The sequence below is a fragment of the Frankia sp. KB5 genome, from assembly GCF_002099325.1.
In the GTDB taxonomy this organism is placed as follows: domain Bacteria; phylum Actinomycetota; class Actinomycetes; order Frankiales; family Frankiaceae; genus Frankia; species Frankia casuarinae.
In genome coordinates this window covers 1-1,954 of sequence record NZ_MRUJ01000383.1, presented here as the reverse complement: position 1 = coordinate 1,954, position 1,954 = coordinate 1, and the positions used below count along the sequence as shown (strand labels likewise).

General features: G+C 67.9%; 1 protein-coding gene. It reads right to left on the bottom strand.

Annotation, left to right across the window (positions count from 1 at the left end):
• Positions 1-1,227, bottom strand: a 1,227-nt coding sequence (locus KBI5_RS24615) for an aminopeptidase P family protein (RefSeq protein ID WP_198537973.1), incomplete at its 3' end; no start/stop codon positions are given.
• Between the last annotated feature and the right edge of the window lie 727 nt (positions 1,228-1,954).

Genomic DNA, 1,954 nt, shown 5'->3' with positions numbered 1-1,954 from the left:
GACCGTCAATACCATGCCCGGTTCCAGCGCCGCGTCGCGATAGGTCTGGTCGCGCGCCTGCGCGCAGTCGTGCACGTCCAATCCGAGCATGTGCGACGTGGAGTGCAGGGTATAGCGGCGATGGACGCCCGCTCCCGGGGAGCGTGGGTCCTCGGTCAGCGACTCCTGCGCACTGACCGGCAGGAGCCCCCAGTCGTCGAGCGCCGTGGCGATGACCCGCATGGCGGCCCGGTGCGGCTCCAGGAAGGACGCTCCCGGCCGGACCGCGTCGATCCCGGCCTGCTGGGCGCGAAGAACCACGTCATAGACCTGGCGTTGCACCTCGGTGAACCGTCCGTTGATCGGAAGCGTGCGGGTGACGTCGGCCGTGTAGAGGGACCGTCCCTCGACCCCCATGTCGAGCAGGGCGAGATCACCGGCGCGTACCGGCCCGTCGTCGCGGACCCAGTGCAGCGTCGTGGCGTGGTGGCCACAGGCGACGATGGAACCGTATCCCACGTCGTTGCCGTCCACCCGGGCCCGCCGCCAGAACGTCCCCTCCAACCATCGTTCTCCGTTGGGCAGGTCCATCGCCCGACCGATTTCTCCCACGCACTCGGTGAAGCCACGCACGGTCGCGGCGATCGCCTCGTCCAATCGGGCGATCTCGAAGTCGTCCTTGAGCAGCCGCAGCTCGGAAAGGGCCTGTGCGAGGGCCAGATCGCGGTCGGTTCCTGGTCCACCCCGGCCGGACCAGCGCAGCACCGAACCGTCCACGACCGGATCGACTCCGCGTAGTACCCGGGTGTTTCCCGGTGCCAACCGCGCGAGCGCGTCCGCGAGCTCCGTGAGCGGCCGGCATTCGATCTCCAGCTGTGCCGTGGTCTCCCGAACCCCCGGTCTGGGACCGACCCACAGTTCCCCGTATCGCCGGTCGGTGTAGAAGGCGGAGCTCGACCGGTCGGACCGCCCGGCGACATAGAGCACCGCATCATGCTCACCGGCCGCGTTGGGTAGCAGAACCAACACGGCATCGGGTTCATGGCAGCCGGTCAGCCAGAAGAAGTCACTTCCGGGACGGAACGGAAAATCTGTGTCGTTTGCCCGTACCCGCAGACCGCCGCTCGGCACCACAAGCGCGTCCGCCGGGAACCGCGAACCCAACAAGGCGCGACGTTTCGTGGTGTAGGGTGCGCAGTCATCGCGGGATGGCACAGCGTCGTCAATCGGCGCCCACCCGGTCGACATAAATCGCCGGAACGCCGCGTGTGGTTCCTCGTCGTGGTTGGCCTGTCCGGGTTCGCGCACGGAATCATCCGATGCCGGAGGTTCACTGGCCCCGGTGGGGACAACGCCCGGCTCGTCGGTCGTGATGAGGTTCGGATCACGCCCGGCCGGCGCGCTCTCGGGCACCCCCGTGCCGGTCGGTGGAGGTGAGCTTTGGTGGGACTGGGCACTCATACCGTTAACGGTAGGCCCCGTTGCGGACGGCGGGTAGCGCGAGGCGCACCGCCATGCCCGGCGCGTTGGCCGGACTTCTCGTCGTTGGTCCGCCGGGCATTTGGTGCATCGCGCCGCCGCGGTGATGCCGGGCCGATGTGGGCGGTCGCGTCGCGACCTGGGCCCGAACGCCGCTACCCACTTCGCCGCCTTCGGACCCTTCCATGAAGACTGTTCCTCCCACCTCGGGTGAGTTAACGAGGGCACGCAATCGGTTGTGGGAGATCTGGGGGATCCGATCGGTTGTGACCTTCCGTCGTGGACTGTTAACTCATCTGCCGGTCGGCGGGGAAGGCGGGTCCACGTTGCACGGATCGAGTCGGTCCGGGGGCGGACGTCCTCGGTGTGCCGTAATGCCGGTCCGATAGCCACCGGCATCGTGCGATTCGGGTGCTGTGCTCGATTCGGGTACTGCACTCGATTCGGGTACTGCACTGCGTGTCGGTAAGTATTCGGCGATGGCGTGGAGGGGCTG